This window comes from Cognatundibacterium griseum (assembly GCF_014284195.1).
GTDB classification, from domain to species: Bacteria; Pseudomonadota; Gammaproteobacteria; order Burkholderiales; family Burkholderiaceae_D; genus Undibacterium; species Undibacterium griseum.
Genome location: NZ_JACOGC010000004.1, coordinates 337,475 through 363,766, shown reverse-complemented (window position 1 = coordinate 363,766; position 26,292 = coordinate 337,475). Strand labels below are relative to the sequence as shown.

Annotated in this window: 24 protein-coding genes; 21 read left to right on the top strand and 3 right to left on the bottom strand. The window is 56.6% G+C overall.

What is annotated here, in order from left to right:
• Nucleotides 1-70: 70 nt before the first annotated feature.
• Nucleotides 71-2,470, top strand: a complete 2,400-nt coding sequence (locus H8K27_RS12205) for a TonB-dependent receptor plug domain-containing protein (protein WP_329604391.1) — start codon at nucleotides 71-73, stop codon at nucleotides 2,468-2,470.
• A 105-nt stretch (nucleotides 2,471-2,575) separates the two neighbouring features.
• Here H8K27_RS12205 and H8K27_RS12200 read toward each other — a convergent pair whose 3' ends face one another.
• Nucleotides 2,576-3,535 (bottom strand): DMT family transporter, encoded by a 960-nt coding sequence (locus tag H8K27_RS12200; RefSeq protein WP_186863437.1) that lies wholly within the window; start codon nucleotides 3,533-3,535, stop codon nucleotides 2,576-2,578.
• A 227-nt stretch (nucleotides 3,536-3,762) separates the two neighbouring features.
• Between H8K27_RS12200 and H8K27_RS12195 the strand changes: the two genes are divergently transcribed.
• Nucleotides 3,763-4,338 (top strand): GNAT family N-acetyltransferase, encoded by a 576-nt coding sequence (locus H8K27_RS12195; RefSeq protein ID WP_186863436.1) that lies wholly within the window; start codon nucleotides 3,763-3,765, stop codon nucleotides 4,336-4,338.
• A gap of 48 nt (nucleotides 4,339-4,386) precedes the next feature.
• Complete coding sequence (locus tag H8K27_RS12190; protein ID WP_186863435.1) at nucleotides 4,387-4,719, top strand: helix-hairpin-helix domain-containing protein; 333 nt, start codon at nucleotides 4,387-4,389, stop codon at nucleotides 4,717-4,719.
• Here H8K27_RS12190 and H8K27_RS12185 read toward each other — a convergent pair.
• Nucleotides 4,700-6,640 (bottom strand): glycoside hydrolase family 13 protein, encoded by a 1,941-nt coding sequence (locus H8K27_RS12185; RefSeq protein WP_186863434.1) that lies wholly within the window; start codon nucleotides 6,638-6,640, stop codon nucleotides 4,700-4,702. The two genes, H8K27_RS12190 and H8K27_RS12185, sit on opposite strands and share 20 nt — an antisense overlap.
• A 302-nt stretch (nucleotides 6,641-6,942) precedes the next feature.
• Here H8K27_RS12185 and H8K27_RS12180 point away from each other — a divergent pair, with 302 nt between their 5' ends.
• Nucleotides 6,943-8,019 (top strand): catalase family protein, encoded by a 1,077-nt coding sequence (locus H8K27_RS12180; RefSeq protein WP_186863433.1) that lies wholly within the window; start codon nucleotides 6,943-6,945, stop codon nucleotides 8,017-8,019.
• A 64-nt stretch (nucleotides 8,020-8,083) separates the two neighbouring features.
• On the opposite strand, the gene H8K27_RS12175 is transcribed toward H8K27_RS12180, so the two are convergent.
• Nucleotides 8,084-9,163 (bottom strand): MBL fold metallo-hydrolase, encoded by a 1,080-nt coding sequence (locus H8K27_RS12175; protein ID WP_186863432.1) that lies wholly within the window; start codon nucleotides 9,161-9,163, stop codon nucleotides 8,084-8,086.
• A gap of 167 nt (nucleotides 9,164-9,330) precedes the next feature.
• On the opposite strand from H8K27_RS12175, the gene H8K27_RS12170 reads away from it, so the two are divergent.
• The 17 genes from H8K27_RS12170 (at nucleotide 9,331) to bioB (ending at nucleotide 26,272) form a co-directional block, all read left to right on the top strand.
• Entirely contained in the window at nucleotides 9,331-9,738 is a 408-nt protein-coding gene (locus H8K27_RS12170; RefSeq protein WP_186863431.1) for a MerR family transcriptional regulator, read from the top strand.
• A gap of 120 nt (nucleotides 9,739-9,858) precedes the next feature.
• Nucleotides 9,859-10,299, top strand: coding sequence for a PaaI family thioesterase (locus tag H8K27_RS12165; protein ID WP_222610662.1), 441 nt, complete (start codon nucleotides 9,859-9,861; stop codon nucleotides 10,297-10,299).
• Nucleotides 10,300-10,377: 78 nt separating this feature from the next.
• Nucleotides 10,378-11,562, top strand: coding sequence for an isovaleryl-CoA dehydrogenase (locus H8K27_RS12160; protein ID WP_186863430.1), 1,185 nt, complete (start codon nucleotides 10,378-10,380; stop codon nucleotides 11,560-11,562).
• Nucleotides 11,563-11,654: 92 nt separating this feature from the next.
• On the top strand, nucleotides 11,655-12,584 hold the full coding sequence (locus H8K27_RS12155; RefSeq protein ID WP_186863429.1) for a pyridoxal-phosphate dependent enzyme: 930 nt from the start codon (nucleotides 11,655-11,657) through the stop codon (nucleotides 12,582-12,584).
• A gap of 13 nt (nucleotides 12,585-12,597) precedes the next feature.
• A complete protein-coding gene (gene aceK, locus H8K27_RS12150; protein ID WP_186863428.1) occupies nucleotides 12,598-14,376 on the top strand; it encodes a bifunctional isocitrate dehydrogenase kinase/phosphatase in 1,779 nt (592 codons plus the stop codon).
• Nucleotides 14,377-14,395: 19 nt separating this feature from the next.
• Nucleotides 14,396-15,592: an acetyl-CoA C-acetyltransferase gene (locus H8K27_RS12145; protein ID WP_186863427.1), complete on the top strand. Its 1,197-nt coding sequence runs from the start codon at nucleotides 14,396-14,398 to the stop codon at nucleotides 15,590-15,592.
• A gap of 235 nt (nucleotides 15,593-15,827) precedes the next feature.
• The gene (locus H8K27_RS12140) at nucleotides 15,828-16,496 is read left to right on the top strand and encodes an SDR family oxidoreductase (protein WP_186863426.1); all 669 of its coding nucleotides are present in this window, start codon (nucleotides 15,828-15,830) and stop codon (nucleotides 16,494-16,496) included.
• 43 nt (nucleotides 16,497-16,539) lie between these two features.
• Complete coding sequence (locus tag H8K27_RS12135) at nucleotides 16,540-17,670, top strand: acyl-CoA dehydrogenase family protein (RefSeq protein ID WP_186863425.1); 1,131 nt, start codon at nucleotides 16,540-16,542, stop codon at nucleotides 17,668-17,670.
• An 86-nt stretch (nucleotides 17,671-17,756) separates the two neighbouring features.
• The gene (locus H8K27_RS12130; RefSeq protein WP_186863424.1) at nucleotides 17,757-18,362 is read left to right on the top strand and encodes a 2-hydroxychromene-2-carboxylate isomerase; all 606 of its coding nucleotides are present in this window, start codon (nucleotides 17,757-17,759) and stop codon (nucleotides 18,360-18,362) included.
• 99 nt (nucleotides 18,363-18,461) lie between these two features.
• Nucleotides 18,462-18,866 (top strand): rhodanese-like domain-containing protein, encoded by a 405-nt coding sequence (locus H8K27_RS12125; protein ID WP_186863423.1) that lies wholly within the window; start codon nucleotides 18,462-18,464, stop codon nucleotides 18,864-18,866.
• Nucleotides 18,863-19,264, top strand: coding sequence for a YchJ family protein (locus tag H8K27_RS12120; RefSeq protein ID WP_186863422.1), 402 nt, complete (start codon nucleotides 18,863-18,865; stop codon nucleotides 19,262-19,264). Before H8K27_RS12125 ends, H8K27_RS12120 begins: the two co-directional genes overlap by 4 nt.
• Nucleotides 19,265-19,285: 21 nt before the next feature.
• Complete coding sequence (locus H8K27_RS12115; RefSeq protein ID WP_186863421.1) at nucleotides 19,286-20,908, top strand: carboxyl transferase domain-containing protein; 1,623 nt, start codon at nucleotides 19,286-19,288, stop codon at nucleotides 20,906-20,908.
• Nucleotides 20,909-21,007: 99 nt separating this feature from the next.
• Entirely contained in the window at nucleotides 21,008-21,790 is a 783-nt protein-coding gene (locus H8K27_RS12110; protein WP_186863420.1) for an enoyl-CoA hydratase/isomerase family protein, read from the top strand.
• A 124-nt stretch (nucleotides 21,791-21,914) separates the two neighbouring features.
• A complete protein-coding gene (gene bioA, locus H8K27_RS12105; protein ID WP_186863419.1) occupies nucleotides 21,915-23,246 on the top strand; it encodes an adenosylmethionine--8-amino-7-oxononanoate transaminase in 1,332 nt (443 codons plus the stop codon).
• Nucleotides 23,247-23,302: 56 nt separating this feature from the next.
• Complete coding sequence (gene bioF, locus H8K27_RS12100) at nucleotides 23,303-24,514, top strand: 8-amino-7-oxononanoate synthase (protein ID WP_186863476.1); 1,212 nt, start codon at nucleotides 23,303-23,305, stop codon at nucleotides 24,512-24,514.
• The gene (bioD, locus tag H8K27_RS12095; protein WP_230419232.1) at nucleotides 24,514-25,233 is read left to right on the top strand and encodes a dethiobiotin synthase; all 720 of its coding nucleotides are present in this window, start codon (nucleotides 24,514-24,516) and stop codon (nucleotides 25,231-25,233) included. Before bioF ends, bioD begins: the two co-directional genes overlap by 1 nt.
• Nucleotides 25,234-25,243: 10 nt before the next feature.
• The gene (bioB, locus tag H8K27_RS12090) at nucleotides 25,244-26,272 is read left to right on the top strand and encodes a biotin synthase BioB (RefSeq protein ID WP_186863417.1); all 1,029 of its coding nucleotides are present in this window, start codon (nucleotides 25,244-25,246) and stop codon (nucleotides 26,270-26,272) included.
• Nucleotides 26,273-26,292 lie beyond the last annotated feature (20 nt).

The window sequence follows — 26,292 nt, the reverse complement described above, 5'->3', positions numbered from 1 at the left end:
CATGGTCTGGCTGCCGGGAATGATGGATTTCTGACCTTATTCAACGCAAAAATTCATAGGAATTTCATTCATGACAATTATGCGCAGGGCAGTGTTGCTCGCTCTTTATGGCGCCGGTGGTATGGCCGCCATGTTTCCCGCCGTTGTTTCCGCACAGACAGCCGGTGCAGATAAAGCACCGGACGCGCCGGTGCAGACCATGACGATTGTCGGCTCGCGCCGGGTGAATTCGTCGGCGACCGAAACGCCGCTGCCGGTCGATTTCATTGCCGTAAATAAGGCAGCTGAACAGGGTGGCCAGTTCGATCTGGCGCAGACGTTGGCGAATATCTCGCCCTCTTTCAACTCCACCCGCCAGACCGGGGCTGATGGTGCCGATCTGGTGGATTCGGCCGCATTGCGCGGTCTGGGGTCTGACCAGACACTGGTGCTGGTGAATGGCAAGCGTCGTCATACAGTGTCGCTGGTCAATCTGTTTGGCGCGCGCAACCGCGGCAATACCGGCACTGACATGAATGCGATTCCGGTCATGGCGATTTCAAATGTGCAGGTATTGCGCGATGGCGCTGCGGCACAGTACGGTTCCGACGCGATTGCCGGTGTGATTGATATCACGCTGAAAAAGACGCTCGGCTGCGAAGCGACATTCGGGTACAGCCAGTACTCGGCTGGCGACGGTAAAAACTACGCGCCTGCTGCGTATTGTGGTGTGAAAATCGGTCAAAGCGGCGTGCTGGGCATCACCGCCGAATACACAGACCGCGGCCGTTCCAACCGTGCCGATCCGGGCAATCCGCGCACGATTGGCGATACCAAAGTGACCGGCCCGACGGTGTACCTGAACGGCGAAGTGCCGAACGGCGGCACTGACAAATTCTATTTCACGCTCGGCAACCAGCAGCGCCACGCCTCTTCCGCTGCCTGGGCGCGCGGCGGCATCGGCTCTGACGACATCCCTTCCCGTAATTCGGCAGCGATGTATCCGAACGGTTTTGTGCCGTATATCAACGGCGATATCAACGATATCTACGGCACTGCGGGATACCGCTGGAGCATCGGCGAATGGCGTGCTGACCTGTCCCAGACCTACGGCTACAACGAACTGAAATACAACATCAGCAATACGCTGAATGCGTCGATTGCGAACAAGGATTTGCTGGCGGGCGGCAAGGGCATCAGCCCGAGCAGCTTTGATGCCGGCGGATTTTCCTTTTCGCAGGCGACCACCAATCTGGATTTCAGCCGCTTCTTTGACGGCTTCATGCAGGGTGTGAACGTGGCGTTCGGTGGCGAATACCGGCGTGAAAATTACAAGATTTTTGCCGGTGAACCCGGCTCCTATATCGATGCCGATGGTGTTGGTTTTGGCGGCAATGCCGGCAGCCAGGGTTTCCCCGGTTTTCAGCCTGGCGACCGCACCGACCGCAGCCGCAGCAGCGTAGCGGCGTATCTGGATATTGAAACCGATGTCACCAACCGTTTCAAAGTACAGACCGCAGTACGCGGCGAGCACTACAGCGATTTCGGCTCCACCCTGACCGGCAAGCTGGCCGGCAGCTACAAGGCGACAGACAGCGTGAATCTGCGTGGCTCGCTGAGCACCGGTTTCCGCGCACCGTCGTTGCAGCAGGTGTATTTCTCTTCCACTTTCACCGATTTCATCAGCGGCGTGCCGATGGATGTGGTGCTGGCACCGAATGGCGGCGCGGTGGCGAATGCCGCTGGTATTCCTAAGCTGAAGGAAGAAAAATCGAAAAACTACACATTCGGCCTGACCTATAAACCGAATAACGCGTTCTCCATGACGGCCGACTTGTACCGCATCGATATCGCTGACCGCATCGTGCTGTCGGGCCGTTTCGACGCGACCAACTATCCGGCGCTTGGCGCGACCTTGTCGGCGCTGGGCGTGGGGCAGGCGCAGTTTTTTGTGAATTCGATCAATACCAAGACGCAGGGTCTGGATCTGACGGCATCGCATAAAACCTCGCTCGGTGCAGGCAAGCTGACGACTTATCTGGGCTTCAATTACAGCAAGACCGAAGTCACCAAGGTGCAGGCGCCGCCTTCATTGCAGGGTTATGAAGACGTGCTGCTGTCGGAGCGTGAACGGCTGTTTATCGAACAGGGTGGTCCGCGCATGAAGGGCACGCTGACTTTCGATTACGAGCAGGGCCCATGGTCTAATGAGTTCAAGATCATTCATTACGGCTCCCAGACGCTGGGTACTTTCTCCGGTACGGCCGCCGGTGTGCCGAATGCGTATTATGCACCGAAGACTTCGGCGGATTTTGCCATCACTTACGCGTTTAACGACACCACCAAGCTGACTGTCGGCGGCAATAACATTTTCAATGTGAAGCCGACCCGCCAGGATCCGAATGAAACCGATAACGGTTTTTACTACGACAGTGTGCAGTTCGGGCTGAACGGCGCGTCTTACTTTGTGAAACTGTGGAAGAAGTTCTGATGTCCGTTCGTATCTGACATCGGTAGCATGATGGTTGACAGCGCCTGCTGTCAAAAAGAAAGGGAGGCTGCGGCCTCCCTTGTTGTTTGCTGACGGTGGTGACATTCAGCGATTGGTCAGCGAAACGCCTGCGATTACCAGCAGGCCGCCCACCAGCATCGACCATAACACCGGCTCGCCCAGCAGCAGTGCGCCGAGGCTGATGCCGAATACCGGCACCAGATTGTTGAAAACGGCGGTGCGTGCCGGGCCGATGGCTTTTACCCCTTCGTAATACCAGATAAAGCCGATGACGGTGCCGAATGCGCCGAGATAAATCAGTGCGGCGCCGGTTTGCCAGCCCAGTTGCTGCCAGTGGAATTGCGGCAGTTCCAGCAGCGCGCCGCAGCTCAGTAACAGCAATCCCCAGAGTGCCGCATAAGTGGTGGCGGCGATCGGCGACAAGCCTTTGAGCGCGTGTTTGCCGATGATGGTATAGGCGGCCCAGGCGCAGACGGCGCACAGCATGAACAGCTCGCCGCGACCCACTGACTGGGAAATATCGTGCAACGCTCCGGCCAGATCGCCACGGGTAATCACGATCGCCGCACCGGTAAACGCCAGTGCGATACCGGCCCAGCGGCGCGCACCCAGCCGTTCACCGAACAGGGCGGCCAGCGCCAGCGCAGTGACGATGGGATTGAGTGCCACGAACAGCGCCGTGCGTCCCGCCGGCATGCGTTCCAGCGCTGAAAAAAAGCAGATGTTGTACAGAAAAATACCGGTGGCGCCGAGCGCAAAAGTCGCTTGCATCTGCGACCGGGTCAGTTTCGGCAGGCCGCCTTCGAGCTTCCATGCCAGCGGCAGCAGCAGCGCGCAGGCCACGGCAAAGCGCAGGGCAGCGGCGATCATATGCGGAATTTGCTGCGCCACCAGACGGCCAGCGATAAACGTGCCGCCCCAGAACAGCGCGACGGCAACCAGTTTCAGATAAGTGGAATAAGGAGGACGGTTCACAATCGGGATTCCATGCAGAAAGCCTGCAAGGGTACACCAAAAGCGAAATGCCGTTCCATCGCCGGTCATACAGCTCCGGAAATTTTAAAAAATGGGGGAGTATCTGTCATTTTCGACCTGATCTCGATATGTTTAAAGGGCTGTAAAATATACTGGGAGGAGTATATGGAAGAAGAAATACCCTTTTAATGTACCGGAATGCTCACCCCGGCAGCGCTGCCGGATTGCCAAAGCGTCATGGCTTGCGTATGGTGGCAGAATGATCAACGATATCCGCTGTGCAGCGGCTGAATGCCATGTCTTCTTTTGAACAGTTGCAACTGGAAACGGCACGCTTGCTCTTGCGGCCACTGGAAAGCGCAGATGTGCCTGCGCTGTATGCGATTTTTTCCGATCCTGAAGTGATGCGTTACTGGAGCACGCCGCCCTGGACATCAGTGGACGCGGCGCGCGAGCTGGTCGCCCGCGACCAGGCAGCGATGGCAAAACAGGACTACCTGCGTCTGGGGCTGGTGCGTCAAGAAGATCAGCAGCTGATCGGCCATTGCTGTCTGTTTCAATGGTCGCACACCTGCCGCCGTGCCGAGATCGGTTACGGCATGGCGCGCGCAGTATGGGGGCGCGGCTATATGCATGAGGCTTTGCAGGCGATGGTTGACTATGGATTCACGGCGCATCATCTGAACCGCATCGAGGCCGATATCGACCCGCGCAATACCGCTTCGGCCCGCAGTCTGGAACGGCTGGGATTTATTCAGGAAGGCTACCTGCGGCAGCGCTGGATCGTCGGCGAGGAAGTGTCGGACTCGGCCTTATACGGATTGCTGCGCGGCGACTGGCTGGCGCAGCCCGCGCGTACCGGGTCAGCTTGAACAGGGCTCAGAAATTCAAAACTGTCAGAACCGGAAGGAAAATCCATCATGCATCCAGCCAAAGTCCGGCGCGATCAGTTGCATCAGCTGACAGACCTGCCGAATATCGGCCCTGCCTGCGCAGCCGGTCTGGTCTTGCTCGGCATACAGACGCCGCAGCAGTTGACCGGCGCCTGCCCGTTCACGCTGTATCGCCAGTTGTGCGTTATCACCGGCATACGCCAGGATCCCTGCATGATCGATGTACTGATGTCCGTCACCGATTTCATGAACGGTGCGCCAGCCCGCCCGTGGTGGGATTACACCGCATCGCGCAAGGTCTGGCAGGCGGCGCAGCCTGAAGAGACGAGCGGCCTGCCGTTCACCGGCCCGGCGCGCTGATCTGCAGAATCAGTGCGGAACGGGGCGGCACGGTGAGCTGCTGCCGCAAATCATATTGCTGGCCGTTCAGCACATCCGTACCCTGCGCGCCGGAGGGCAGAATCTCGGCAAAACGCGCGGTGGGCAGCGTGGTGGCGCTGCGGTTCTTGTTCAGCACCACCATGACCTGTTCCATGCCCTGCGCGGTTTCCTGATAGCGGAAATAGGTGTAAGTCCCCTGGTCCGGTGCGAAGTGCATCAGTTTGCCATGATGAATCACCGGCTGGGTTTTGCGCCAGTTCAGCAGGCGGCGCACGAATTGCTGCATGGTGCGCTGTTCTGCCGTCAGCCCTGCGCCGGTAAAGGCATTCACTTTGTCGCCCGTCCAGCCACCGGGGAAATCGCGCCGCGCCGCGCCGTCGTCGCGCTGTTTCCGGCTCTGCATCAGCACCTCGGTACCGTAATAAAACTGCGGCGTGCGCGGCATGGTGGCGATATAGGCCAGCGCCATTTTCACCAGCGCCGGATCGTTATTGAGCGCTGTGTACAGGCGGCTCATGTCATGATTGCCTTCAAACAGCACCATCGCTGACGGATCGGGATAAAGCTGGTCATTCACCAGCATTTCATACAAAGCCGTCAGGCCGCCATTCCATGAATCTTCCGCCACCAGCGCCTGCCGCAATGCGTCCTGCAAAGGGAAATCCATCATGGCAGGCATTGATGAGACATAGCCATCCGGATTGTGTTTGCCGCGCAGCCAGCGGGCGACCACATTCGGATTGGTGCTCCATTCTTCCCCGACCATGCTGAAATGCGGATATTCCTCCAGAATCCGGCGCGACCAGGCCGCGAGAAAAGCCGGCTCCGAATAGCTGTAGGTGTCTGCCCGGATACCTGACAGGCCGGCGTATTCAATCCACCAGATGCTGTTCTGGATCTGGTAGGTGGCAACCAGCGGATTGGCCTGATTCATGTCGGGCATGTGTTCGCTGAACCAGCCTTCGGTGAAATTCCGGTGGTCGGCGCGCGACGCATAAGGATCGCTGACGGTGGTGCGGGCATGCCGGGTCGGCACAAATTGTCCGTTGAATGTGATCCAGTCGGCAGACGGCAGATCGCGCATCCACCAGTGATGATCGCCGATGTGATTGAGCACGATGTCCTGAATCACGCCCACGCCTTTGCTGCGTGCCTGTGCCACCAGCTGGCGGTAATCTTCATTGCTGCCGAAACGGGCGTCGATTTTGTAATGATCGGTGGTGGCGTAGCCGTGGTAGGAATAAGCCGGCTGGTTGTTTTCGATCAGCGGGGTCGGCCAGATCATGGTGTATCCCATGTCTGCAATGTAATCCAGATGATCGGCTATACCGCGGATATCGCCACCGTGCCGGCCGGCGCTGTCGTCGCCACGATTGAGCCGGTCAGGAAATCCGGTCACCGTGTCGTTGCTGCGGTCGCCATTGGCAAAGCGGTCCGGCACCAGATTCAGGATCGCATCCGCAGCGCTGAAGCCGCGCCGCTGGGCGGAGTCTTTGTCTCTGGCCTGCAGGCGGTAGCGGTAATGCAGGGTGGCGCTGGCCGGCGCGGCTGTACCTGCATCATGCAGCGGTGAAAAAACCAGATCCAGCTCGCCCGGCTGCGTGCCATCGGCAATGTCGAGATCGACGAACAGATAATTCGGATTACTGACGCGGCGGATTGCCGTAATGCGGACGCCGGGGTAATCCAGCTGCGGACTGCTGGCGCCGATTGCCGGACCATGCACCATCAGTTGCAGGCTGTGCTGCCGCATACCGACCCACCAGAACGGCGGCTCGATGCGTTCGATGCCGTCCATGGCTTTTGTGCTGACACTGGCGGCAGCATGGTTCTGTGCGCAGGTTACGGTGCTGCTGACCAGCAGGGGCAGCAGGAAAAACGAAAAAGAGTGGGAAAACATCAGATTTTCAAATTGAAGTAGTTTAACTACATCGATTTGACCATTTTCCATTTTATATTTCAATGGAAAATTACATCCTGCACCGACACTGACAACACATTGTGCGCCGGACAGTATCCGTGTCCGCCGGCGACAGCATGCGTCTCCTGAAATACCTGTGCTTTCACCGGCAGACATTTGTATGCGGATATTTCATGGCTTGACCGCATCGGGCTGGAATTGTAAATTCAGCTATTCTCTAAATACCGGTTTGCGCTGTCCTGGTGAATCCAATATCCGATCGTGGAAACAAGAGGGGGATTATGTCATCGTCGTTGACTGCTGAAAAAATACCCGCCGGGGAAGCCCGCCATATCAAAGACCTGTTGCAGCACATGCAGGCAAAACTCCGGCAGCGCTACGGCAAAGGGGTCATGCTGCGCCATGATCATCCCAAAATGCATGGACTGGTGCGCGCCTATCTGATCGTCGAACCGGGATTGCCGGCAGAATTGCAGACACCGGTTTTTCAGCCGCACCGGCGTTATCGCAGCTGGGTCCGTTTTTCCAATCTGCATCCGGTGCCGCGGCCTGATCTGCACAGTGATCTGCGCGGTATGGCGATCAAGCTGACCGGTGTCGCCGGCGACAAGCTGAGTGCGGATGACAGCGTGGAGCAGACTCAGGATTTCCTGCTGCAAAGTACGGAAACCTGTGTTGCGCCGGATGTCGCGCAATATGCGCGCTGGCACCGCGCAATGAGCGGCGGTGCCTCGGGGGCCTTCTGGTATTGTCTGCGACACTGGAAAACCGCATTTCGCGGCTGGCAGATGATGCTCAAATGTGCCAATCCATTACATATTGCCTATTTCAGCGTCACGCCGTTTTTGTTTGGTAAGCAGGTGGTGAAATTTGCCGTGGTACCGGCAACCCGCACTCTGGACAGCCTGCCGGATCATCCTGCCGATGATTTTTTGCGCAGCGCCATGGTGGAGCAGCTGGCGCAGGAAGACGTGGTGTTTGATTTCATGGTGCAGGTGCAGACCGACCCGGTGCGCATGCCGGTGGAAGATGCCAGCGTGTTGTGGCCGGAAGCGCTGTCACCGTTCCGGAAGGTGGCGACAATCCGTATTCCGCGCCAGGAATTCGACAGCGAAGCGCAGCGCGATTATGGCGAGCAGATGATGTTCAATCCCTGGAACGCCGTTGCCGAACACCGGCCTGTGGGCGGCATCAACCGGGCGCGCAAAGCGATGTATGAAGCACTGAATGCATTGCGCCGCCAGCACAATCATACCGGTGAGCGCACCGTCGTGAGCTGGGATATTCCGGGTCAGGAGCAGGACAGGTCGCAGAACAGCCGTCTGCAATGGGGCAATACGACCCAGTTCCGGCAATAACCAGAATGTCGGACAGCAGTCGGACAGCATTTACCGGCCGACAATTGTTCCTGCATCAGTAATATCAGGAGGCGGTTCTGACAAAACGGAATACGCCGTCTTCCCCGGCAATGCGTTGCAGCTGACCGTCAAACCACAGCTTGTGCAGATGCGCCAGCGCCTCGCCGATGGCAAAAGTCAGCTGATGTGCGTCCAGCGGACGGCGGAACATGACAGGCACGATGTCGCAGGCAGATTGCGGAGTGCCACAGACAGCCAGCACCTCTGCCAGCCGCTCCGCGTGGTGCTGCTGCAGCTGGATGACCCGGGTATGCAGACCCTGAAACGGTTTGCCATGCGAAGGCAGGATCAGCACGTCCGCCGGCAGCGGCAGATATTTTTGCAGCGAATCAAGGTATTGCTGCACCGGATTGGCTTCCGGTTCGATGGCAAACACCGACACATTGGTCGAAATCCGCGGCAGCAGCATGTCGCCGGAAATCAGCAGATTTTTTTCCGCGCAGTACAGCGAGGCATGTTCCGGTGAATGACCGAAACCGGTAATGATCTGCCAGCGCTGGCCATTCACTGTCAGATCAACACCCTCCTGTAGGCGGCGATAGGCGACCGGCACCGTTGGCACCAGCCGGGTGTAATGCGATTTGCGTTCCTGAATCTGTTCCTGCATGGCCGGATCGGTCAGACCGTGACGGCGGAAATGCGGGAACATCGCGGTACCGTCGGCACCCGGCAATCCGGCCGACATCATGCGGGCAAACGCATATTCGCCCGCCGTCATCCAGAGCGGCACATTCCACAGCGTGCACAGCCAGTCCGCCAGCCCGATATGATCAGGATGGCAGTGCGTGGCAATCACCCGCACTACCGGCAAGCCGCGCAGATGGTTGCTGAGGTCGCCAAACAACACTTCCCAGGCATCGCGCGTGGCATCGCTGGCAATGCCGCAATCGACTACCGTCCAGCCATGCACACGTCCCTGCGCTGTCTCGACTTCGTCTTCCAGCAGCCACAGATTGATATGGTTCAGCGCAAACGGCAGGCCCATGCGCACCCACAGCACACCCGGCGCGATTTCGAAGGTCTTGCCGGTATCCGGCAGGGTGTCGGCGAAAGGATAGTGCAACTGCTGTTCCAGAGAATTCATGCTTGTCCCGATTGGTCTGTTGTTCTGTATTTGCCGCACTGTTCAAAAATTTATCGTCCCGGAATAACAGGCCGCCCGGAATAGCCTACAATGCGCTGATATTCAGTTGACGTTAACGTTAACTGCGAATTGTAATCAGAAAATCGTTTTTGTGTTTGATAAAGACCATGGCCACTTACACCATCACTGAACTGGCACGCGAATTTGACATCACCCCGCGGGCAATCCGTTTTTATGAGGATCAGGGCCTGCTGAACCCGACCCGTGAAGGACCCAGCGGGCGCAACCGGGTGTACACCGCCCGCGAACGCACGCACCTGAAGCTGACGCTGCGCGGCAAGCGCCTGGGTCTGAGTCTGTCGGATATTAAAAGCCTGGTCGATATGTACCGTTCCCCGAAAGACACAACAGCCCAGTTGCAAAGCTTTCTGGAGGTGCTGGCGCGTCACCGGGCGGCGCTGGAACAACAGCGGGAAGACATTGAAGTCATGCTGGCAGAGATCAGCGCGCATGAAGAAGAAAGTCGCCGCCTGCTGGCGTCCGACATTCCCCAGACTTCCGGCGCTGCACCGTAAAACTACGGGGCTGTTGGCAAAAAACAGAATTGACGTTTACGTAAACGTCAATTGGACGTATGATTTCTCTCGCATAAAACAGGCTCAGGATACAGAATCAACAGGATGGGGAAGGGTCTTATGGACGATCACGCGACATTGGATCACAAGCTGGCGCTGATGCTGCTGGAGAGTTTTAATGCTCAGGGTGCATTGATGGCATGGGATGCCCGTCTGACCAGCATCACGCCCGGCGCCTGCGAGATCAGCCTGCCGTTCAGCGCTGCCGTCAGCCAGCAACATGGCTATTTTCATGGCGGTGTGATCGGTACGTTGGCCGATGCTGCCGGAGGCTATGCCGCGAATACGCTATTGATGCCAGTCAGTGAGTGCTTAACTGCAGAGTATAAGATCAATATTGTCGCGCCCGGTATCGGCGACCGATTGATCGCGCGGGGCAAGGTATTGAAAACCGGAAAAACGCTGGTCGTTTCCAGCGCCGAAGTCTTTGCGGTACAACATGGCAAGGAAAAACTCTGCGCCATCATGCAACAAACTTTATTTGTCATCGATAAAAAATAATCTATCCAATAATCTATCTATCAGATAGAAATAGTCATTTTGCAAACACAGGTATTTAACTAATTCAGTGAGGACGACATGCTGCATCTCCCGGGTTTAACTTTCGATCATGGCGACGATATCGCCGCTCTGCGTGAAGCTGTTCAACAATTCGCTGCCGCCGAAATCGCGCCGCGTGCCGCGGAAATCGACCGCAACGATCAGTTTCCGATGGATCTGTGGCGCAAGATGGGCGATCTCGGCATTCTGGGTGTGACCGTCAGCGAAGAATACGGCGGCGCGAATATGGGCTATCTGGCCCACATCATCGCGATGGAAGAAATCTCGCGCGCTTCGGCTTCTGTTGGTCTGTCCTACGGTGCCCACTCGAATCTGTGCGTGAACCAGATCAAACGCAACGGCACCGAAGAGCAAAAGCAAAAATACCTGCCGAAACTGATTTCCGGTGAACACATCGGTGCACTCGCCATGTCGGAACCGAATGCCGGTTCCGACGTTGTCAGCATGAAATTGCGCGCTGACTTTAAAGGTGACCGCTGGGTGCTGAACGGCACCAAAATGTGGATCACTAATGGCCCTGACGCTGACGTGCTGGTGGTCTACGCCAAAAATGATCTGGAAGCCGGCCCACGCGGCATGACCGCTTTCCTGATCGAAAAAGGTTTCAAAGGTTTCAGCATCGCGCAAAAACTCGACAAACTCGGTATGCGCGGCTCGCACACGGGAGAGCTGGTGTTTGAAGATTGCGAAGTGCCGGCTGAAAACGTGCTCGGTGGCCTCGGCAAGGGCGTGAACGTGCTGATGTCCGGCCTCGATTTTGAGCGCACCGTCTTGTCCGGCGGCCCGCTGGGTATCATGCAGGCATGTATGGATGCCGTCGTGCCTTACGTGCATGACCGCAAACAGTTCGGCCAGCCGATTGGCGAATTCCAGCTGATGCAGGGCAAGCTGGCGGATATGTATTCCACCATGATGGCTTGTAAAGCCTATGTGTATGCAGTCGGCCAGGCATGCGACCGTGCGACGACGCCGGAAGCGGTGCGTGCGCTGCGTAAGGACGCGGCCGGTGCGATCCTGTACTCGGCAGAAAAAGCCACCTGGATGGCCGGCGAAGCGATCCAGACGCTGGGCGGTAACGGCTATATCAACGAATATCCGGTCGGCCGCCTGTGGCGCGATGCCAAGCTGTATGAAATCGGTGCCGGCACCAGCGAAATCCGCCGCATGCTGATCGGCCGCGAACTGTTTGCCGAAACCCGGTAATCCGGCAGGAAAATCATGCGCAACCGTTTCACCTGCAACGGCCTGTGCATCCTGCATGACCGTCTGATTACCGGGCCTCTGTACTGAACACTATGTCGCACTTGCATATCGCCACTCCCCTGCTCCAGCACCGCCGCCTGTCGGCGCAACTGGGGCAGGCCGTGTGGCTGAAAATGGAAAACTGCCAACCGTCCGGCTCTTTCAAGCTGCGCGGTATCGGACTGCTGTGCCAGCGTGCCGCAGAGCGCGGCGCCCGGCAGTTCGTCTGTCCTTCCGGCGGCAATGCCGGTTTTGCTGCCGCCGTGGCGGGGGTGGCGCTTGGTATTCGGACCACGATTCTGGTGCCGCAGACCACGCCTGAGAACGTGCGTGCCGCGATCCGCGCCATCGGTGCCACGCTGGTCGTGGAAGGCAGCGTCTGGGATGAAACTAACCAGGCAGCACTGCGCCTGTGCGGGCAGCCGGGTGCTGTGTATATCCCGCCATTCGATCATCCGGATATCTGGGACGGCAATGCAACGCTGATCGATGAAGTTGCCGGACGACATGATTTTGATGTCGTACTGTGTTCGGTTGGCGGCGGCGGTCTGCTCAGTGGTGTGGTGCTCGGTTTGCAGCGCAACGGTCTGGCGCATATCCCGGTGATTGCGGCAGAAACCGAAGGCGCGGCGTCTTACGATGCGGCGATCCGCGCGGGCGGCCCGGTCAGCCTGCCTGCCATTACCTCGATTGCCAGTTCGCTCGGCGCGCGCCGGGTGGCGGATCATGCTTTTGCGCTCAGTCGCGAGCACGATATCCGTCCGGTGGTGGTGACGGATGCACAGGCAGTACAGTCCTGCCTGCGGCTGGCAGACGAGATGCGGGTGCTGGTCGAACCGGCGTGCGGCGCGACGCTGGCAGTCGCTGAGCAGCAACTTCCTGCGCTGGCGCAATTTAAGCGTCCTTTGATTGTGGTTTGTGGGGGAATCGGTGCAGATTTGGATAAACTAGCAGTCTGGAAAAATCAGTTTCATCTGACCTGAGACGCTTACCATCATGCCCCACACCTATTTCCCGAAATTACTGTCTTCCCAGATCGCATTCGACATAGCCCGGATGATCCTGGACGGCTTCGACAAGCATTACCGCTTGTTCCGGATGTCGAGTCAGCGGGCGAAGCAGTTTTTTGAAACCGGCGACTGGAAAGCGGCGCAGCTGGCAGCACGGGAACGTATCCAGTTTTACGATATGCGGGTGCGCGAATGCGTGCAGGCGCTGGAAGACGAGTATGACGAGGACGACCTGACCGATGATGTCTGGCGCGAGGTCAAGCTGCACTACATGGGATTGCTGACCGATCATCTGCGCCCAGAACTGGCCGAGACGTTTTTTAACACGGTCTGCACCAAGCTCCTGCACCGCACGTATTTCCATAACGATTTTATTTTTGTGCGTCCGGCGACATCGACAGAATACATCGAACGCGACGACACGCCGCCGACCTACCGCGTGTATTACCCGCTGACAGACGGCCTGAATTACACCATCAAGCGCATTGTCACCAATTTCCGGCTGAATGCCGTATTTGAAGACCTGGACCGCGATGTGGCGCTGGTCGAGGCGCGGCTGAAGGAAAATTTCGGCGGCGAAAAGCTGGAGCCTAACCACCAGATTCAGGTGCTGGCAAATTTGTTTTACCGCAACAAATCGGCCTATATCATTGGCAAGGGCATTAACGGCAACCGTGAATATCCGTTCGTGATCCCGGTCATGCACAAGCGAAAAGGCACGCTGATGCTTGACACGATACTGTTCGACACCATGCAGATCACCGTGCTGTTTTCGTTTACCCGCGCGTATTTTCAGGTCGATATGGAAGTGCCGTCAGCGTATGTGCAGTTCATCCGCAGCATTCTGCCGAAAAAGCCGCGCAGCGAAATCTACACCATGATCGGCTTGCAAAAGCATGGCAAAAATTTGTTCTACCGCGATTTCCTGCAGCATTTGCGCTACTCGTCCGACCGTATCGAAACCGCACCGGGGATACGTGGTCTGGTGATGCTGGTATTTGCGCTGCCATCGTTTCCTTATGTGTTCAAACTGATCAAGGACAGCTTTCCGCCGCCCAAAGAAACCACCAAGGCACTGATCAAGGAAAAATACCTGCTGGTGAAAAACCATGACCGTGTGGGGCGCATGGCGGACACGCTGGAATACTCCGATGTGGCCTTTCCGCGCGCCCGTTTTTCCGAGGCGCTGCTGGCAGAAATCCGGCAGTTTGCACCGTCGCTGCTGGAGGTGAACGACGACGAAGTCGTCATCAAGCATCTTTACATTGAACGCCGCATGACACCGCTGAATATTTGGCTGACCGAAGCCGAGCGGCGCGATGACATGGCCGCGATGGAGCACGGCGTGCGCGAATACGGCAACGCGATTAAAGACCTGGTGGCTGCCAATATTTTTCCTGGCGACATGCTGTATAAAAATTTTGGCGTCACCCGCCACGGACGAGTCGTGTTTTACGACTACGATGAAATCGAATACATCACCGATTGCAACTTCCGCCGGATACCCGCACCGCGCAACGAAGAAGACGAAATGGCTGCCGAACCCTGGTATCCGATTGCAAAAAACGATGTGTTCCCGGAACAGTTCGGTACTTTCCTGCTGGGAAACCAGAAAGTCCGCGAATTTTTTATGAAATACCACGCCGACCTGCTGACCGCAGAATACTGGCAGGCCCGCAAGCAGCGGATTGCGGCTGGCAAAGTCGACGATGTCTTTCCGTATCCGCAAGAGATACGGTTTAGTTACAACCCATCCTCAACATAATTTTTAACCGGAGAATCCCATGACAGATCCTATCGTAATCGTTGGCGCAGCCCGTACGCCTATGGGCGCATTTCAGAGCGATTTCGCTTCCCTGAGCGCCAGCCAGCTTGGCGCAGTGGCGATTAAGGCCGCAGTTGAGCGCGCCGGTGTCGCGCCTGAGCTGGTTGAAGAAGTCCTGTTCGGTAACTGCCTGATGGCAGGCCAGGGTCAGGCGCCAGCGCGCCAGGCCTTGCTGGCGGCAGGTTTGCCGATGTCCACCGGCGCGGTCACCTTGTCCAAAATGTGCGGCTCCGCGATGAAAGCGACCATGATGGCATTCGATGCCATCAGTGCTGGCAGCAACGAAGTGATGGTCACCGGCGGCATGGAATCGATGACCAATGCGCCTTATATTATTCCAAAAGCCCGCGGCGGCTATCGCATCGGTCACGGCATGATTTACGATCACATGATGCTTGATGGTCTGGAAGATGCCTATAGCCGCGATGAAAAAGGCGGAGGCCGTTCCATGGGCACTTTTGCCGAAGATTGTTCTGCCAAATACCAGTTCAGCCGCGAAGATCAGGATGCGTTCGCCATCGCTTCCGTCAAGCGTGCGCAAGCAGCGACAGCAGACGGCTCGTTTGCGTGGGAAATCGCACCGGTTACCGTTTCCGGTCGCGGTGGTGACGTCGTCATCGATAAAGACGAAGGCCCGCTGAAAGCCAAACTCGACAAAATCCCGGCGTTAAAACCAGCCTTCAAAAAAGACGGCACGATCACTGCCGCATCTTCTTCTTCCATCAACGATGGCGCTGCAGCGCTGGTGCTGATGCGCGAGTCCAAAGCCAAAGAACTCGGCCTGACACCGATCGCAAAAATCGTCGCTCACGCATCGCATGCACAGGAACCAGGTTGGTTCACGACCGCGCCGATCGGCGCGATTGAAAAGCTGTACAAAAAAACCGGCTGGACTACCGACACGGTGGACCTGTTTGAAATCAATGAAGCCTTTGCTGCCGTACCGATGGCTGCGATGAAAGACCTTGGCATTGCGCACGACAAGGTCAACGTACACGGCGGCGCCTGCGCACTGGGTCATCCTATCGGCGCATCTGGCGCACGTATCATCATCACGCTGATTGGCGCGTTGAAAAAACAGGGTAAAAAACGCGGTGTCGCATCCCTGTGTATTGGTGGAGGTGAAGGCACAGCGATGGCCATCGAGTTGTTCTAAGTGTGCGCTGCGTTCATCCAATTTCCGGGCGCATAGCGGCGTTGTAAATGCTCGCAATACCGACGTATTGCTGTGCTTTGTGCCTTGCTCTGCATCCCGGATATTGAATGAACTTGCGCACTTGATATGCCGACGTAGGGTGCGCCCCGCGCACCGTTAATCGCGGTAAGCGTGTCGACAATGAGATTGCAGCTACATCGTCGACATGCGGTTGGAAACACGAAAAGGAAGCAAGATGTCCACAGCACTTATCATCGGCGCGTCACGCGGCATCGGTCACGAACTGGCTTTGCAATATAAAGCGGCTGGCTGGCGCGTGATTGCCACGGCGCGTAAGGCGGTTGATCTGACAACTTTGCAGGAGCACGGTTGTGAGGTCATCCCTTTGGATGTGACGAACATCAATGACTGCGGTGGCCTTGGCTGGCGGCTGGACGATGAAAAAATAGATGTCGCTATTCTGAATGCCGGTGTATACGGCCCGCGCACCACAGGATTGCAGACGCCGCATGATACGCAGTTTGATGAGGTGATGCATACCAATGTGCTGGCAGCGATGCGGATATTGCCGGTGCTGCTGCCACTGGTCGAAAACGCCCATGGGCGTCTTGCTGTGATTTCGTCAATGATGGGCTCCATCAGCGAGCGCAGCGGCAGTCATGGTTGGCTCTATCGTGCCAGCAAAGCCGCGTTGAATTCTGTACTCAAGGACGTGTCTTTGCAGACGCAACAGGCGATCTGCGTGGCGCTGCATCCGGGTTGGGTCAAAACAGAAATGGGCGGTGTCGGTGCTGAACTTCCGGTGGAAGACAGTGCACACGGCATACGCAAAACACTGGCCGGTCTGCGCGCTGACGACAACGGCCAGTTTTTCAATTACAACGGTGCCAGCATCAGCTGGTAACCAGACAACAAACAGACAAAACAACATCAAGACGAGACCAGGTATGTTACTCACAGCAGAACACGAAATGATCCGCGATGCGATACGCGCATTTGCACAGGAAAAACTGGTGCCGAATGCGGCGCGCTGGGACAAGGAACACCATTTTCCGGCAGCAGAATTAAAAGAACTGGCGCAGATGGGCGCGTATGGCGTTGCGGTGCCGGAAGAACTCGGCGGCGCCGGTATGGATTACCTGTCGCTGGCGCTGGTGCTGGAAGAAATCGCCGCCGGCGATGGTGGCACCTCGACGATTGTTTCGGTGAATAACTGCCCGGTCTGCAGCATTGCGATGATGTATGCGAATGATGCGCAGAAACAGCAATGGTTGCGCCCGCTCGCACAAGGCGAGATGCTCGGTGCGTTTTGCCTGACTGAGCCGCATGCGGGCAGCGATGCGTCTGATCTGAAAACGACAGCCCGCCGTGAAGGCAATGACTATGTGCTGAACGGTGTCAAGCAATTCATCACCAGTGGCAAACATGCAGACGTCGCGATTGTTATGGCGGTGACGGATAAAGCAGCAGGCAAAAAAGGTATCAGCGCATTCTGGGTGCCGACCAAAACGCCGGGTTACATCGTCGCCGGGCTCGAAAATAAAATGGGTCAGCATTCTTCCGATACCGCACAAATCCTGTTTGAGAATTGCCGCATCCCTGCTGAAAACCTGATCGGTGAAGAAGGCATGGGCTACAAGATTGCCTTGTCCGGACTTGAAGGTGGTCGTATCGGTATCGCCTCGCAATCGGTAGGTATGGCGCGCGCCGCATTTGAAGCCGCGCTGGCCTATGCCAAAGACCGCAGCAGCTTCGGCAAATTGATTTACGAACATCAGGCGGTGCAATTCAAACTGGCTGACATGGCAACCCAGATCGAAGCAGCACGTCAGCTGATCTGGCACGCAGCGAGTATGAAAGATGCTGGTAAGCCTTGCCTGAAAGAAGCGGCGATGGCGAAACTGTTTGCGTCTGAAATGGCGGAAAAAGTCTGCTCCGATGCGATACAGATACACGGCGGCTACGGTTACGTCAGCGACTTTCCGGTGGAGCGGATTTACCGCGATGTGCGCGTGTGCCAGATTTACGAAGGCACCTCAGAGATACAGAAAATTCTGATCAGCCGCGCGCTGGCCTGATGTGCTTTGCTCTGAGCCGCATTGAGTTTCATTTGACCTTCATTTTGATTTTTTATCACTGATATCACTGAAAAAAGGACGCCGTGATGAAAGCACCTGTCGAATTCTGGTTTGATTTTGTCTCACCGTATGCGTATATCGCCGCGCAGTCTATCGAACAACTGGCTGCCGGACATGGCCGCGAAGTGAGCTGGAAACCGATGTTGCTGGGTGCCGTATTCAAAGTGACCGGCTCCAGCCCGCTGACCATGCGGCCATCGGTGATGGCAGATTATTTTAAGCATGATTTTCTGCGTTCCGCACGCTATGCCGGCGTGCCTTTCGTGTTGCCGAAGCCGTTTCCGATTGCGACTCAGAATACCGCCCGGGTTTGCCTGTGGCTGCAAGACACCGCTCCGCAACGCACCGGCGAATTCGTGCGTCAGGTCACACGTGCATATTTTTCTGGTCCGACTGCATTAAATGATACCGGCTGGCTGGCGTCACAGATAGCGGCGATGGGGCTGGACGGTGCCGCCGCAGCGGCGGCCTGCAACGAGCCGCATTACAAGGAAGCCTTGAAGGCGCAATGCGAGCAGGCGATAGAAAAAGGCATCTTTGGTGCACCGTGGATCATTGTTGATGGTGAATCGTTCTGGGGTAACGACCGTCTGCCGCAAGTAGAACATTGGCTGGCGCAGGGTGGTTTTTAATCAGCATCGTAATCAGCATTGTTTAGATAAGAAATCAAAATCATCAAAAATAACCGGTCAGCAAACGCAGAATTTTTTTTGCGTCATGAGGAGAGCAGCATGTTAAAAAAAGGCTATCAGCAGTTAGTGGATGAAGCATACGCACAGATCAGGACTTACAGCGTTGCCGAAGCGTTGACGAAGCTGGATAAAGGTGACGTGCAATTCATCGATGTGCGCGACATCCGCGAACTCGAGCGCGAAGGCGTGATCGCAGGCGCCTTTCACGCACCGCGCGGCATGATCGAATTCTGGGTTGATCCGGATTCGCCTTACTTCCGTCCGGTATTCGGTGAAAACAAGGAATTTATTTTATTTTGTGCAGCAGGCTGGCGTAGCGCCCTGACCACCAAGACTTTGATGGATATGGGACTGGAAAATGTGGCGCATATCGAAGGTGGCTTTACTGCCTGGAAAGCCGCAGGCGCACCCACCGTCGCCAAGGAAATCAAGAAAGTTGTATGAGTCGTCAAGATCAAAAAAGCGCGAGCCTGTGTCCCTGTGGTTCAGCAAGAAAGTATGAGCAATGCTGCGGCGTGTATATCAGCGGTACTGCCGCCGCACCGACGGCAGAAGCGCTGATGCGCTCACGTTACAGCGCCTACACCTTGAGCGATGAGGTGTATCTGCGCGCCACCTGGGACGAGCGTACCTGTCCATCAGAGCGCATCACCCATGACGAACCCACCAACTGGCTGGGGCTGGAAGTCAGGAAACATCAGCAGGACGGCGATCAGGCGATTGTGGAATTCGTCGCCCGCTACAAAATTGCAGGCAAGGCCCATCGCCTGCACGAAGTCAGCCGTTTTGTTCAATATGACGGCAAATGGTTTTATGTCGATGGCAGCTTTCCTCAAAAATAAATCAACACCGGAATCCAAATAATGACAATCCTAGAATCCAAACTGAACCCACGTTCTGATGATTTCAAAGCCAATGCTGCTGCCATGCAGGCGGTGGTGGACGACCTGAAAGCGAAAATAGAAAAAATCGCACTGGGTGGCGGCGACGAAGCACGCAGCAAACATCTGGCACGTGGCAAATTGCTGCCGCGTGATCGTGTGCAAATGCTGCTGGATGCCGGCACGCCTTTTCTGGAATTTTCCCAGCTTGCGGCCTACGACATGTACAAGGAAAAAAATGGTAACGATGCGGCGCCGTCGGCTGGTGTGATTACCGGCATTGGCCGCGTGGCCGGGCAGGAATGCGTAATCGTGTGTAACGATGCGACTGTCAAGGGCGGCACTTACTATCCGCTGACCGTCAAAAAACATCTGCGCGCACAGGAAATTGCCGAGCAAAATAATCTGCCCTGTATTTATCTGGTCGATAGCGGCGGCGCGAATCTGCCGAATCAGGATGATGTGTTTCCAGATCGCGATCACTTCGGCCGCATCTTCTACAATCAGGCGAATATGTCCGCCAAAGGCATTCCACAGATCGCGGTGGTGATGGGTTCCTGTACCGCTGGTGGCGCTTATGTACCGGCGATGAGCGATGAATCGATTATTGTCAAAAACCAGGGCACGATTTTCCTCGGTGGCCCGCCATTGGTGAAAGCCGCAACGGGCGAAGTCGTCAGCGCCGAAGATCTCGGTGGTGGCGATGTGCATACGCGTTTGTCCGGCGTGGTCGATCATCTGGCACAAAACGATACGCATGCGCTGTCTCTGGCACGTACCATCGTCTCGAATCTGAACCGCCAAAAACCACAGACCGTGGTGCTGAAAGAAGTCGAAGAACCGAAGTTCGCAGCCAGTGAATTGTATGGCGTGATTCCGGTCGATACGCGCAAGCCTTTCGATGTGCGCGAAGTGATTGCGCGGATTGTCGATGGCAGTCATTTCGATGAATTCAAGGCACGCTACGGCACCACGCTGGTCTGTGGCTTTGCGCATATTCACGGCATGCCGGTCGGCATCATTGCGAACAATGGCATTTTGTTTTCTGAGTCCGCATTGAAAGGCACGCACTTCATCGAACTGTGCTGTCAGCGCAAAATCCCACTGGTATTTTTACAGAACATCACTGGCTTTATGGTCGGGCGCAAATACGAAAATGAAGGCATCGCGCGTAACGGCGCGAAGATGGTGACGGCGGTTGCAACGGCGAATGTGCCGAAATTTACCGTGATTATCGGTGGCAGTTTTGGTGCTGGCAATTACGGTATGTGCGGCCGCGCTTTCTCGCCGCGCTTCATGTGGATGTGGCCGAATGCACGTATCAGTGTCATGGGTGGCGAGCAGGCCGCCAGCGTACTGGCGACCGTGAAACGTGATGGCATAGAAGGCAAAGGTGGTAGCTGGAGCGCCGACGAAGAAGCCGCATTCAAACAACCGATCAAAGAGCAATACGAACATCAGGGGCACCCGTATTACGCCTCTGCTCGTTTGTGGGATGACGGTGTGATTGATCCGGCCGATACCCGCATGGTGCTTGCTCTGGGATTAAGTGCTGCATTGAATGCGCCGATTCCAGACGCGAAATTTGGCATTTTCAGGATGTAAAGCGTCTCTCCGTTTGAAAGCCCGGAACAGGGCGCGTGACCGCATCATGCGTAGTTCCGGATTGAATCTGGTCACAGAAACAGCATTAAAAGGAATGCCATGTTTGAAACCCTGTCCGTCGAACGCCACGGTCTGAGCGCCACCGTGACCCTAAACCGTCCCGATGTGCGCAATGCGTTCAATGAAACCACGATTGCAGAAATCACCCAGGTTTTTCAGGAGCTCGATGCCGACGCGGCTGTGCGCGCGATTGTGTTGGCAGCGAACGGCCCGGCGTTCTGCGCTGGTGCCGACCTGAACTGGATGAAAAAAATGGCGGATTACACGCATGCCGAAAATCTCGCCGATGCGGGGCAGCTGGCGGCGATGCTGGCGGCGATTTACCGTTGCAGCAAGCCGGTCGTGGCCAAAGTGCAGGGTGATTGCTATGCCGGTGGCATGGGACTGGTGGCTGCTTGTGATATCGCGGTCAGTGTCGACAGTGCGAATTACTGTCTCAGTGAAGTGAAGCTCGGCCTGATTCCGGCGACGATTTCGCCGTATGTGATCAAGGCGATGGGCGAGAGTGCGGCGCGGCGCTACTTCATCACAGCGGAGCGTTTCAGCGCAGCAGAGGCGCAGCGTATCGGCTTTGTACATGAAGTGGCAACGGCAGAGGCGCTGGATGACACTGTGGCAGGGATCGTCAAGGCGCTGGTATCGAACAGCCCGAACGCCGTGCGTCAGGCGAAACAGTTGGTGCAGGACGTTGCCAGCCGTGAGCTGACACCGGAACTGATTGCCGCCACTGTGGAAGGCATTGCGCAGATCCGCGCTTCCGCTGAAGGGCGTGAGGGCGTGCGCTCTTTCCTCGAAAAACGCAAGCCAGCATGGTTAAGCTGAACCCCGTCTGGCACCGGTTCGCTGGCAGTACTTGCTTATGTCAGCACCACACGGCAGCCGGGAAACCGGGAGCCTGTGAAAAGTCGCATAAAATAGGCGCCTTCGTCAGTAGTCTGGAGTTAATTTGAATACAAGAAATGACTGGGTCGCACGCAGCCTGCAGCATGTCTGGCATCCGTGCACCCAGATGCAGCATCATGAAACGGTGCCCCTGATTCCGGTCAGTCACGGGCGCGGTGCATGGTTGTACGATATGGAAGGCAAGCGCTATCTGGACGCCATCAGCTCATGGTGGGTGAACCTGTTTGGTCATGCCAATCCGCGCATCAATGCCGCACTCAAGGATCAGCTCGATCAGCTGGAACACGCCATGCTGGCGGGCTTTACGCACGCGCCGGTGATTGAATTATCAGAAAAATTAGCCGCATTGACCAGCCACCAGCTCGGTCATTGTTTTTACGCTTCTGATGGCGCTTCGGCGGTCGAGATTGCGCTGAAGATGAGTTTTCATTCGTGGCGTAACCGCGGGCAGACCGACAAGCAGGAATTCATCTGCATCCAAGGCAGCTATCACGGCGAAACCGTCGGCGCGCTGGCAGTTACTGATGTCAGTCTGTTCCGCGAAGCGTATGGCCCCATGCTGCAACGGGCACATGTGGTCGCTTCACCGGATGCACGTCTGGCGCAGGAAGGCGAAACGGCTGCCGATGTCGCCTTGCGTGCGGCCGCTGATCTGGAACGTGTGTTGCAGCAGCGCGAAGGCAAGATCGCCGCAGTGATTATCGAGCCGCTGGTGCAATGTGCGACTGGCATGGCGATGCACGATCCTGTGTATCTGCGCCGTCTGCGCGAGTTGTGCAATCAATACCATGTGCATCTGATCGCCGATGAAATTGCGGTCGGTTGTGGCCGCAGCGGCACTTTCTTTGCCTGTGAATCGGCGCAGATCTGGCCTGATTTTTTATGTCTGTCGAAAGGTATCAGCGGCGGTTATCTGCCCCTGAGTCTGGTGATGACGACCGATGCGGTTTATCAGTCGTTTTACGATGCGGATGTGCGGCGCGGCTTTTTGCATTCGCATTCGTACACCGGCAATCCGCTGGCCTGCCGTGCGGCACTGGCGACGCTGGCGATTTTTGCAGAGGATGATGTGCTGGCGCAGAACCGCCGCAAAGCACAGATGTTTGCCGATGCATTTGCACCATTGCACGATGATCCGCGTGTGCGGCATGTGCGCCAGCAAGGGATGATTTTTGCGTTTGATGCGATTGTCGATGACGCTGAAAAAGCCGTGACATTTTCGCGCCGTTTTTTCAGCGCCGCCTTGCAGCAGGAATTATTGATGCGCCCGATAGGACGCAGTGTCTATCTGATGCCGCCGTATATTCTGAGCGACGATGAAATCGCTCTGCTGGCACAGAAGACCATGAAAGTGTTTGAAGAGGTTATGGCATGAGTGGCACGACAGGAAATAATAGTCATCTGCAGTTAGCGGAAAAGCGAGTGCAGAGTATGCCTTTGTTGCAGGCATTGCAGGAAGAATTGGCGGCGCTTGATGCGCAGCACCTGATCCGCCGCCGCCGTACTGTGAACAGCGCGCACGGCGCGAATCTGCGTGCTGATGGCCAAGATCTCATCGCTTTTTGCAGCAACGATTACCTGGGGCTGGCGACGCATCCGGAAGTGGTGCAGGCCCTGCAAAAAGGTGCCAGTCTGTACGGCGCAGGCAGCGGTGCTTCGCATCTGATCAGCGGTCATAGCCGCGCCCATGCTGCGCTGGAACAACGTCTGGCTGAATTCATGGCACCGGATATTGCTCATGCCCGTGCGCTGTATTTCTGCACCGGCTACATGGCGAATCAGGCAGTGATTACTGCGCTTGCAGGTAAGGATGCTGCGGTGTTTTCAGAAGCACTGAACCACGCATCGATTATCGACGGTGTGCGTCTTGCACGCGGCACCGCGCAAGTATTTCCGCACAAGGATTACGCTGCGCTGGAAAAAATGCTAAAGGAATGCACTGCGCAAAAACGTGTGGTGGTGACCGACAGCGTATTCAGCATGGATGGCAATATCGCCGATCTGCCGCCCTTGCTGGCGCTGTGCGAACAATACGATGCCTGGCTGATTGTGGACGATGCGCATGGCTTCGGAGTGCTCGGTGAAAACGGTCGCGGTGTGCTCGAACACTTTGGTTTGCAATCACCGAATCTGGTCTACATGGGCACGCTGGGCAAGGCGGCGGGCGTCGGCGGCGCGTTTGTCGCTGCGCATGAAACTGTGATCGAATGGCTGATCCAGAAAGCGCGTGCCTACATTTACACAACAGCAGCCGCACCGGCGCTGGCACATGCGTTGCTGACCAGCATCGACATCATCAGCGGTGATGAAGGCCGCGAACGCCGCGCACATCTGAATAAGCTGATCGGGATGTTCAGCCACGGCCTGAATCTGCAAATGTGGGAGCTGATGCCTTCAGTGACTGCCGTGCAGCCGGTGGTGATCGGTGAGAATGCGGCGATGCTGAATATCGCCGGCAGCCTGCTCAATCAGGGCTACTGGGTCGGCGCGATTCGTCCACCGACCGTCGCGCCCGGCACGGCCCGTCTGCGCGTGACATTGTCTGCAGCGCATAGCGACATTCAGGTGCATCAACTCATCCAGGCGATTAATCGTCTGGATCAGATGAGCCATGTCGCGCAATGTTTTGCGGAGGTGGCCTGATGAGCCTGGCAACATCATTGACAACATCAGCGCGCCCGTTTGATTTCTTTGTCACCGGCACCGATACCGAAATCGGGAAGACGCTGTGCAGCAGCGCCTTGCTGTATGCACTGGCGCGGCAGGGCAAGCGCAGCCTCGGTCTGAAGCCGATTGCATCGGGTGCCGAACTGCGTGACGGCATCTGGCATAACGAAGACGTGGACAGCCTGATCGCCGCCTCCAGCGTGCAGGCAGACCGCAATCTGGTGTGTCCGTATCTGATGCAGACACCCGCTGCGCCGCATATCGTCGCCCGCAATGAACACGTCACGATCTCGCTGCCGCAGATTGTGGCGAACTATCAGCGGGCAACAGCGCTGAGTGACGCCGTGATCGTCGAGGGCGTGGGCGGCTTTTGCGTACCGCTCGACGATGAACACGATACCGCCGACATGGCGCAACAACTGGCATTGCCGGTGATACTGGTGGTGGGTTTGCGGCTGGGTTGCATCAGCCACGCGCTGCTGACTGCCGAAGCCATCCGTGCCCGTGGTCTGCGCATTGCTGGCTGGATTGCGAATACCGTCAATCCCGACATGCTGTATTTGCAGGACAACGTCGCTGCGCTGGAACAGCGTCTCGGCGCGCCGCTGCTGGGCCAGATACCTCGCCTGACAGGCAGCGCTACAGAGCAGGTTGCTGCCGCAGTCGCCTGTCTCGATCTGACAATTTTGAAGTAAAGGAAGATTTATGCAAGCCAATGACACTCCGCAACAAGCCGTGCAATTTCAGGCACCCGTCAAAAAAATCGAAGCCGAAACCTGGCCGGTCGATGATGTGCTGGCGCTGTTCGATCTGCCGTTCAACGATCTGATGTTCAAAGCACAGACCGCGCATCGTGCCAATTTCCCGGATGGCGATGTGGAACTGGCGACGCTGTTGTCGATCAAGACCGGCGGCTGCGAAGAAGATTGCGGCTACTGCCCGCAGGCAGCGCGTTACGACACCGGCGTCGAAGCCAAAAAAATGTTGGATGTGCGCGAAGTGTTGGACGCTGCCAAAGCCGCGCGTGAAAACGGCGCGACCCGTTTCTGCATGGGTGCGGCCTGGCGTTCGCCAAAAGACCGCGACATGGAAAAAGTCGAAACCATGGTGCGCGAAGTCAAAGCCATGGGACTGGAAACCTGCGCTACACTCGGCATGCTGAAAGAAGAACAGGCACAACGTCTGGCTGATGCTGGTCTGGATTACTACAACCACAATCTCGATACCGCACCGGAGTTTTACAGCAATGTGATTTCCACCCGCGACTATCAGGATAGACTCGATACGCTGGGTCATGTGCGCACCGCTGGCCTGAAGGTTTGCTGCGGCGGCATCGTCGGTATGGGCGAATCACGCCGCCAGCGTGCGGGCTTAATCGCGCAACTGGCGAATCTGAATCCGTATCCGGAATCAGTGCCGGTCAATCATCTGGTGCAGGTCGAAGGCACGCCATTGCACGGGCTGGATCCGCTGGATCCGCTGGAATTCGTCCGCACGATTGCGGTTGCCCGCATCACCATGCCGAAAGCGCGTGTGCGCTTGTCCGCAGGCCGCCGTCAGATGGGCGAAGCGGTGCAGGCGATGTGTTTCCTCGCTGGCGCGAATTCGATTTTCTATGGCGATAAATTGCTGACGACAGAAAATCCGGAAGCTGCCGATGATCGCGTCTTGCTGGATAAATTAGGTTTGAAAACCCGCGGTAAAGTCGAAGCCAAAGCGGGTAGCTGTAATTAAGAAATAAATGGTCACAACGC

Bases quoted from the DNA above. Each gene is read 5' to 3' on its own strand.
- H8K27_RS12115 (WP_186863421.1), top strand. From the start codon at position 19,286: ATGACAATCCTAGAATCCAAACTGAACCCACGTTCTGATGATTTCAAA.
- H8K27_RS12175 (WP_186863432.1), bottom strand. From the start codon at position 9,163: ATGAATTCTCTGGAACAGCAGTTGCACTATCCTTTCGCCGACACCCTG.
- bioD (WP_230419232.1), top strand. From the start codon at position 24,514: ATGAGCCTGGCAACATCATTGACAACATCAGCGCGCCCGTTTGATTTC.
- H8K27_RS12195 (WP_186863436.1), top strand. From the start codon at position 3,763: ATGTCTTCTTTTGAACAGTTGCAACTGGAAACGGCACGCTTGCTCTTG.
- H8K27_RS12180 (WP_186863433.1), top strand. From the start codon at position 6,943: ATGTCATCGTCGTTGACTGCTGAAAAAATACCCGCCGGGGAAGCCCGC.
- H8K27_RS12135 (WP_186863425.1), top strand. From the start codon at position 16,540: ATGTTACTCACAGCAGAACACGAAATGATCCGCGATGCGATACGCGCA.
- H8K27_RS12185 (WP_186863434.1), bottom strand. From the start codon at position 6,640: ATGTTTTCCCACTCTTTTTCGTTTTTCCTGCTGCCCCTGCTGGTCAGC.
- H8K27_RS12110 (WP_186863420.1), top strand. From the start codon at position 21,008: ATGTTTGAAACCCTGTCCGTCGAACGCCACGGTCTGAGCGCCACCGTG.
- H8K27_RS12200 (WP_186863437.1), bottom strand. From the start codon at position 3,535: ATGACCGGCGATGGAACGGCATTTCGCTTTTGGTGTACCCTTGCAGGC.
- H8K27_RS12120 (WP_186863422.1), top strand. From the start codon at position 18,863: ATGAGTCGTCAAGATCAAAAAAGCGCGAGCCTGTGTCCCTGTGGTTCA.
- H8K27_RS12165 (WP_222610662.1), top strand. From the start codon at position 9,859: ATGGACGATCACGCGACATTGGATCACAAGCTGGCGCTGATGCTGCTG.
- H8K27_RS12140 (WP_186863426.1), top strand. From the start codon at position 15,828: ATGTCCACAGCACTTATCATCGGCGCGTCACGCGGCATCGGTCACGAA.
- bioF (WP_186863476.1), top strand. From the start codon at position 23,303: ATGCCTTTGTTGCAGGCATTGCAGGAAGAATTGGCGGCGCTTGATGCG.
- H8K27_RS12130 (WP_186863424.1), top strand. From the start codon at position 17,757: ATGAAAGCACCTGTCGAATTCTGGTTTGATTTTGTCTCACCGTATGCG.
- H8K27_RS12205 (WP_329604391.1), top strand. From the start codon at position 71: ATGACAATTATGCGCAGGGCAGTGTTGCTCGCTCTTTATGGCGCCGGT.
- H8K27_RS12170 (WP_186863431.1), top strand. From the start codon at position 9,331: ATGGCCACTTACACCATCACTGAACTGGCACGCGAATTTGACATCACC.
- H8K27_RS12125 (WP_186863423.1), top strand. From the start codon at position 18,462: ATGTTAAAAAAAGGCTATCAGCAGTTAGTGGATGAAGCATACGCACAG.
- H8K27_RS12145 (WP_186863427.1), top strand. From the start codon at position 14,396: ATGACAGATCCTATCGTAATCGTTGGCGCAGCCCGTACGCCTATGGGC.
- H8K27_RS12160 (WP_186863430.1), top strand. From the start codon at position 10,378: ATGCTGCATCTCCCGGGTTTAACTTTCGATCATGGCGACGATATCGCC.
- bioB (WP_186863417.1), top strand. From the start codon at position 25,244: ATGCAAGCCAATGACACTCCGCAACAAGCCGTGCAATTTCAGGCACCC.
- aceK (WP_186863428.1), top strand. From the start codon at position 12,598: ATGCCCCACACCTATTTCCCGAAATTACTGTCTTCCCAGATCGCATTC.
- H8K27_RS12190 (WP_186863435.1), top strand. From the start codon at position 4,387: ATGCATCCAGCCAAAGTCCGGCGCGATCAGTTGCATCAGCTGACAGAC.
- H8K27_RS12155 (WP_186863429.1), top strand. From the start codon at position 11,655: ATGTCGCACTTGCATATCGCCACTCCCCTGCTCCAGCACCGCCGCCTG.